General features: G+C 66.0%; 5 protein-coding genes. 4 read left to right on the top strand and 1 reads right to left on the bottom strand.

Going from position 1 to position 5,953, the window contains the following annotated elements; all coding sequences use genetic code 11:
* Positions 1-1,613, bottom strand: a 1,613-nt coding sequence (locus ABWP92_RS15875; protein WP_353236374.1) for a GMC family oxidoreductase, incomplete at its 3' end; no start/stop codon positions are given.
* Positions 1,614-1,738: 125 nt separating this feature from the next.
* On the opposite strand from ABWP92_RS15875, the gene ABWP92_RS15870 reads away from it, so the two are divergent.
* From ABWP92_RS15870 to ABWP92_RS15855, 4 genes are all read left to right on the top strand, one after another.
* On the top strand, positions 1,739-2,587 hold the full coding sequence (locus ABWP92_RS15870) for a 3-hydroxybutyryl-CoA dehydrogenase (RefSeq protein ID WP_353236373.1): 849 nt from the start codon (positions 1,739-1,741) through the stop codon (positions 2,585-2,587).
* A 161-nt stretch (positions 2,588-2,748) separates the two neighbouring features.
* Positions 2,749-3,555, top strand: a complete 807-nt coding sequence (locus ABWP92_RS15865) for an HpcH/HpaI aldolase family protein (protein ID WP_353236372.1) — start codon at positions 2,749-2,751, stop codon at positions 3,553-3,555.
* Positions 3,556-3,648: 93 nt separating this feature from the next.
* Entirely contained in the window at positions 3,649-4,410 is a 762-nt protein-coding gene (locus tag ABWP92_RS15860; RefSeq protein WP_353236371.1) for a metallophosphoesterase family protein, read from the top strand.
* Between the two features lie 70 nt (positions 4,411-4,480).
* Positions 4,481-5,953 carry a serine/threonine protein kinase gene (locus ABWP92_RS15855; RefSeq protein WP_353236370.1) on the top strand — a complete coding sequence of 491 codons (1,473 nt, stop codon included), beginning with the start codon at positions 4,481-4,483 and terminating at the stop codon, positions 5,951-5,953.

The raw sequence follows: 5,953 nt of genomic DNA, 5'->3' as shown, positions 1-5,953 counted from the left end.
GAGGATGAGCCGGAACCGGGGCCGGCAGCGGCCCGGATCAGATCGGCCGCCTTCTCCGCGATCATGATCACTGGCGCATTCGTATTGCCGCTCACGATGCGCGGCATGATGGATGCGTCCACCACGCGCAACCCCTGAATGCCATGCACGCGCAGCTCGGCGTCCACCACGTCCATGGGCCCGCTGCCCATGCGGCAGCTTCCGACAGGATGGTAGATGGTGTCGGCATAGTCACGGATGTATGCGGCGATCTGCTCGTCGCTTTGCGCCTGGGCTGAATACTCCAGCTCCGTTCCGCCAAGGCCTTGCAGCGCGGGCTGCGACAGGATTGCGCGCATCAGCTTGACCGCGCCAACCATCTTCTGCATGTCTTCGGTTTCAGCCAGGAACGCAGGGTCGATCAGCGGCGGCGCGAGCGCATCCGCGCTGCCCAGCGTGACGCGCCCCCGGCTTTTGGGCTGGAGCAGGCAGACGTGGACCGAATAACCATGGCCCCACGACGCCTTGCGTCCATGGTCGAGCAGCTTGCCGACCACGAAGTGCAGTTGCAGATCGGGAATGGCCTCGTGCACGCTGCTCTTGATGAAGCCCCCCGCCTCGGCGAAGTTGGAAGTGAGCATGCCGGTGCGGTATTTGCGCCATTCAAGAACGGCGCGAAGCAGGCGGGCCGCGCCGCTCATCGACACACCGAAGGACTGGGTCTGCGCCGGCGCATCAACGACGGTGACCACATCCGGGTGGTCGTGCAGGTTCTCGCCGACACCCGGCAGGTCGTGAACCACGTCGATGCCCAGTTGCTGCAGCGCCGCACCGCTGCCTATGCCGGACAGCATCAGCAATTGCGGCGAGAAGAACGCGCCGCCGCACAGCAGCACCTCGCGCGTGACCCGCTCGGAGTGCATGGTGCCGCCCTGCCAATATTGCACGCCCACGGCCCGCCGGCCTTCCATGAGGATGCGCGTGACCTGCGCGTTCGTCACCACGTGCAGGTTGGGACGAGCCGCCAAGTGCGGCGTGAGGTAGGCCTTGGCGGCGCTGAAACGCTCACCATTTCTGTGCGTGACCTGATACAGCCCCACGCCCTCCAGCCGCTCGCCGTTGAAATCGTCGTTGCGCGGATATCCGGCCTGCACGCCCGCGTTGACGAAAGCCTGCGAGAGCGGATTGGGACTGCGCAGGTCGGCCACGTTGAGCGGCCCGCCCGCGCCATGCCACTCATCCGCGCCGCGCTCGTTGTTTTCGGCGCGCTTGAAATAGGGAAGAACGTCGCCCCAGCCCCAGCCGGCATTGCCCAATCCGGCCCAGTGGTCGTAGTCGCTTGCATGGCCGCGCGCATAAATCATGGCGTTGATCGAACTCGATCCTCCCAGCACCTTGCCGCGCGGCTGGTATCCCCGCCTGCCGCCCAGTCCCGGCTGCGGCGTGGTGGCGAGCTTCCAGTTGTTGGCGCCGGTCCTCGCCATCACGCCCAGCCCCGCCGGGCAATGAATCAGCACGCTGTCGTCGCGCCCGCCCGCTTCAATGAGGCAGACGCTCCCCCGGGGGTCTTCGCTCAAGCGCCCCGCGAGCACCGAGCCCGCCGATCCGCCCCCGATCACGATGTAGTCGAACATGTGACACCTGTCTCCATTGCTAATGGGAATCCGCCTTGATTTGCCGATACCATCCATGGTTGCAGTGCGACCGTGGCGGCACCAGGCATTTTCATCATCATTCTTATCTACAGGGCAGACTTTATATGACGATTTCCACAGTGGGCATTATCGGTGCGGGAACGATGGGCAACGGTATCGCGCAGGCATGCGCGGTTTCAGGCATCAACGTGGTGATGGTGGACATCTCCGAGGCCGCCGTGCAAAAGGGCATCGCCACCGTCGGCGGCAGCCTGGACCGCCTGATCAAGAAGGAAAAGATTTCGGAAGCCGACAAGGCCGCCGCGCTTGCCCGGATCAAGGGATCGACCAGCTACGACGACCTGAAGGCCGCGCAGATCGTGATCGAGGCGGCAACGGAAAACTACGACCTGAAGGTCAAGATCCTCCAACAGATCGACGCTCTGGTGGCACCGGAAGTGATCCTGGCGTCCAACACATCCTCGATCTCCATCACCAAGCTCGCCGCCGTCACCGGCCGGGCCGACAAATTCATCGGCATGCATTTCTTCAACCCCGTGCCGATGATGGCGCTGGTGGAGATCATCCGCGGCCTGCAGACGTCCGACGCAACGCACGACAGCGTGAAGGCCCTGGCCGAAACGCTGGGCAAGAGCCCGATCACCGTGAAGAACGCGCCGGGCTTCGTGGTCAACCGCATCCTGGTGCCAATGATCAACGAGGCCTTCTTCGTGCTGGCCGAAGGGCTGGCGACGCCCGAGGACATCGACGCGGGCATGAAGCTCGGCTGCAACCAGCCGATCGGCCCGCTGGCGCTGGCGGACATGATCGGCCTGGACGTGTGCCTGGCCGTGATGGATGTCTATCTGGAAGAGTTCGGCGACAGCAAGTACCGCCCCTGCCCGCTGCTCAAGGAAATGGTGGCCGCCGGCCGCCTGGGCCGCAAGACCGGCCGCGGCGTGTATCAGTATTGATCCGTGCGATCGCCGCCGGCCGCTTCCCTGGCAGGGGGAACGCCGGCGCCGCGCGCCACGCAGTGCGCGGCCTGACTGGCCGCCCACTGCACAACGGCATCGCATGAACGTGGACTTGGCGCTATAAAGCACTTATCCGAAGAACAAGCCAAGGTAACGCCATGCCCTCTCCCAACCCTTTCAAGCAGGCCCTGGCCTCGGGCCAGCCGCAAATCGGCATCTGGTCGACGCTTGCATCGCCGCTGGCCGCCGAGCTGCTGGCCGGCTCGGGCTTCGACTGGATCCTGCTCGACGCGGAGCATTCGCCCAATGACGTTCCGCTGATGCTCGCGCACCTGCAGGCGGTGGAGGCCGAGCGCCAGCACCGCACGCACCCGGTCGTGCGCCCGGCGTGGAACGACCAGGTCCTGATCAAGCGTTATCTCGACATCGGCGCGCAGACCCTGCTGATTCCGTTCGTGCAGAACGCCGATGAAGCGCGCGCCGCGGTGAGTTCCATGCGTTATGCGCCGCATGGCGTGCGGGGCATGGGAGGCTCGGTACGCGCATCGCGCTTCGGCCGCGACTCCAGCTATGTGCGCGATGCGCACAAGGAACTGTGCCTGCTGGTGCAGGTGGAGACGCGCGAGGCGCTGTCGCAGATCGAGGCGATCGCCGCCGTCGATGGCGTGGACGGCATCTTCATCGGCCCGGCCGATCTCTCGGCCAGCATGGGCTACCCGGGCCAGCCCGGCCACCCTGAAGTCCGCGCGGCCATCGACGATGCCATCCGCCGCATCCGCGCCGCCGGCAAGGCGCCCGGCATCCTGCAGGTCAGCGAGGAACGCGCCCGCGAATGCCTCGCGCTGGGCGCGCTCTTCGTGGCCGTGGCGCTGGACATGGTGCTGCTGCGCGAGGCCGCCGATGCGTGCGCCGCGCGCTTTCGCCCAGGCCAGTCCGGCGGCGCCGTGGCGCGCAGCAGCTACTGACTCCAGCTTGAATGCTTCAGTCATCCGCCGGGGATTGCAAGCTTGACATAAGCGCAGTCCATCATCATGTCCGGAAGACATCGGGTCGCACACATGAAATACGCTCTTCTCGCCGATCTGCACGCCAACATCCAGGCCCTGGATGCCTGCCTTGAACATGCCCGCGCCAGCGGCGCGCAGCAATTTGCCTTCATAGGCGACCTCGTCGGCTATGGCGGCAATCCCGCGCAGGTGCTCGATCGCGTCATGTCGCTGGTTTCTTGCGGCGCGCTGTGCGTGCGGGGCAATCACGATGAAGCGGCCCATTCGCCGCCAACGATTCCCCGGCTGGTGCAGGACCTGGGCTCCACCTGGACGCACGCGCAACTGCAGCCCAGGCAACTGAGCTTCCTGGAAAACCTGCCGCTCACCACCCGGCTGGAGCAGGACGCCCTGCTGGTGCATGCCAGCGCCGACTCACCGGAAAAATGGCACTACGTCGAAGACAGCAATGCCGCCGAGCGCAGCATGCGCGCCGCGGCGCAGCAGGACCCGAACGTGCGCTACGTCTTCAGCGGCCACGTACATGTGCAGGCGCTGTACTTTCTCACGCCGACGGCCAAGCTGATGCGCTTCACGCCCGAGCCGGGGATCCCCGTTCCCGTGCCGCCGCACCGGCAATGGCTGGCGATCGTGGGCTCCTGCGGCCAGCCGCGCGACCATGATCCGCGCGCCATGTACGCGCTCTATGACAGCGAGGCTGCCACCATCACCTTTCACCGGGTGCCCTACGATCACATGGCGGCCGCGGCTGCCGTGCGCGCCTCCAAGGAGCTGCCTGCCCAATGGGCCGACCGCCTCGAATGGGGACGGTGACGTCCGCTCCATGCGGACGGAGCCCTCCTTCCCGGTGAGGAATTCCCTTTGACCTCTTTGTTCTGATGCCATGAAACTGCTGACACCCGGAGCCGAGATTGACGGTTTCATCGTCCACGAATGCATCCATGCGGGAGGCATGGCGCACATCTATCGCGTGAGCTACGCGCAAAGCTCGCGCGATCCGGGCTTTCCGCTGGTGATGAAAATCCCGCGCATGGCGTCGGGCGACGGCGCCGAGAACATCGTGAGCTTCGAAGTGGAGTTGCAGATCCACCCCACGCTCAGCGGCTCCCATGTGCCGCGCTTCGTGGCCGCCGGCGATCTGGTGCGCCTGCCCTACATCGTCATGGAGTACATCGATGCGCCCACGCTCGAGCAATGGATGAACGCCCATCCGCGGGGCGACATCGAGAAGATCGCGCGGATCGGCACCGCCATCGCGCTCGCCGCGCACAGCCTGCACCAGCAGAACGTCTGCCATCTCGATCTCAAGCCTGCCAATGTCCTGCTGAAACCGGACGGCACGGCCGCGCTGCTGGACTTCGGGCTTTCGTGCCACGCGCACTACCCCGACCTGCTGGCGGAGGAAATGCGCAATGCGGTAGGTTCGCCGGCCTGGATCGCGCCCGAGCAGATCGTCGGCGTGAGAGGCGACGTGCGCAGCGACATCTTCGCCATCGGCGTGATGCTCTACGAGATGGTCACGGGCGAGCTTCCCTTCGGCGCGCCCACCACGCGCGGCGGAATGCGCCAGCGCCTGTGGATGATGCCAACGCCGCCACGGCGCCTGCGCGAGGATGTGCCCACCTGGCTGCAGGAAATCATCCTGCGCTGCCTGGAGCCCGAAGCCGCGCAGCGCTATCCTTCGGGAGCGCATCTGGCATTCGACCTGTCGCACCCCGAGCACGTCCCCATCACCGACCGCGGCGAACGCACGTCCGCTCCCGGAGCATGCGCACAGCTCAAGCGCTGGATCAAGGCCGCGGGCATGCAATACCGGCCCAGCCCGCTTCCGACAGAGCAGCTCGCGGAAGTCCCGATCCTGATGGTGGCGGTGCCGCACCGGGACGTGAGCGACGCCACCATGTACTCGCTGCGCCAGGCCGTCAACCGCTCGCTGGGCATCCGCCCCGGCGCGAGGCTGGCCTGCGTGACGGTGATTTCACCCTCCGCCAGCAGCACCAGCCAGCACGAGCGCAGCGAAACCACGCTGCACCGCAAGCATCTCGCGCGGCTCAAGCAATGGTCCTCCACGCTCAACCTGGCCCAGCACAGCGCAAGCTGCCACGTACTTGAATCCGGCGACGTGGCCCAGGCCATCATCCGCTATGCGCGCGGCAATCAGGTCACGATGATCATCATGGGGGCAGCGACGCACGGATTGCAAATGCAGCGCTTTGTCGACACCGTGCCGATCCGTGTGGCGCGCGACGCGCCCTGCACGGTCATCCTGGTCAAGCAGCAGTTGCCGTTCCAGGCGCTCGCGGGCACGCCGCGGGCCACCCCCGCGCCATCCACGCCGGATACGTCCACGCCATAG

The organism is Diaphorobacter ruginosibacter (assembly GCF_040396215.1).
Taxonomy (GTDB): Bacteria; Pseudomonadota; Gammaproteobacteria; order Burkholderiales; family Burkholderiaceae_C; genus Diaphorobacter_A; species Diaphorobacter_A ruginosibacter_A.
The sequence above is the reverse complement of the archived record's forward strand: the minus strand, read 5'-3'. Positions and strand labels throughout refer to the sequence as shown.

Coding starts and splice junctions, on each gene's coding strand:
- ABWP92_RS15870 (WP_353236373.1), top strand. CDS start 1,739: ATGACGATTTCCACAGTGGGCATTATCGGTGCGGGAACGATGGGCAAC.
- ABWP92_RS15865 (WP_353236372.1), top strand. CDS start 2,749: ATGCCCTCTCCCAACCCTTTCAAGCAGGCCCTGGCCTCGGGCCAGCCG.
- ABWP92_RS15860 (WP_353236371.1), top strand. CDS start 3,649: ATGAAATACGCTCTTCTCGCCGATCTGCACGCCAACATCCAGGCCCTG.
- ABWP92_RS15855 (WP_353236370.1), top strand. CDS start 4,481: ATGAAACTGCTGACACCCGGAGCCGAGATTGACGGTTTCATCGTCCAC.